At 47.6% G+C, this 903-nt stretch carries 1 protein-coding gene and 1 pseudogene; both read right to left on the minus strand.

The features are described from left to right. A pseudogene (locus tag HMPREF2724_RS12940) lies at nucleotides 1–541 on the minus strand (hypothetical protein); the annotation flags it as partial. After that, a partial coding sequence (locus HMPREF2724_RS12175; protein WP_141748278.1) for an ATP-binding cassette domain-containing protein occupies nucleotides 528–903 on the minus strand: 376 nt, incomplete at its 5' end. The gene HMPREF2724_RS12175 and the pseudogene HMPREF2724_RS12940, both read right to left, overlap by 14 nt.

Consider the following 903-nt stretch of genomic DNA (forward strand, 5'->3'; position numbering starts at 1 on the left):
TGAGGTAGGAACTAAACCCAGGACGCTTCAAAACCCCCGGAGAAGTGGCTGGAACGATCGCATACCAAGTATATGCAAGCGCAACCGCAGCACAGACAGAAATAAGAGGCTTAAGCGAAAAGCCAAGTGCGCTTCCAATCAACACCCAGCAAATACCTACGACGCATGAGTATGCCAACATCATCCAAAAGAACTTGGACGCGAACGATATCGATTCAGTACTTTGGGCTAGGTTAGCCAATACGTAGCCAACAGGAAAAACTAGCGACCATAAAAGCATTCGGTCTCTAAAGATACGAACTACAGAGCTTCGCCCCAATTGCGCAATTTCGCGAAAACGTGATGCTTCCCAAGCCATTCCGGCAGAAACCGCTGGAGCAATAACAACGAACACTAAAGTAGATTGGGCAGCGTTTGACTGGAAATAGGTTGTTTTCCCAAGCTCTGATATAGGAACTGCACTGAGAACGATTCCAGCAAGACAAATCCACAATGACGGGCGTCGAAACCAATGTCTGAATCCGAAATTAGGAACCATCATCGTTCCTCCTCCGCGCAAAAGCGCGTGCGAGATTGTGCACTGGATTGTCGTCTAATTCTGATGCTAACTGTATGAATTCTGACCTTGAACCATCGAATCGCAACTTGCCTTTATCAAGGACAAGAACGCGCTCGAATGGTTTCTGCAGTTCACCTGCATCATGGGTGGAGACAACTAAATTATGCCCCATTTCCACGATCTTTTGATAAACCTTTGTAATGAGCTCCTTGCTAAGGGGATCAAGCGCCGCACTAGGCTCATCAAGAAGCAGAGTTTTCGACCCAGAATTCAATGCTGTAGCGATTGCCAATCTAGAGCGTTCCCCTCCGCTAAGGGACCTGACCCCTGTTTGGTAGACACCT

This window comes from Corynebacterium sp. HMSC071F07 (assembly GCF_001810285.1).
Taxonomy (GTDB): Bacteria; Actinomycetota; Actinomycetes; order Mycobacteriales; family Mycobacteriaceae; genus Corynebacterium; species Corynebacterium simulans.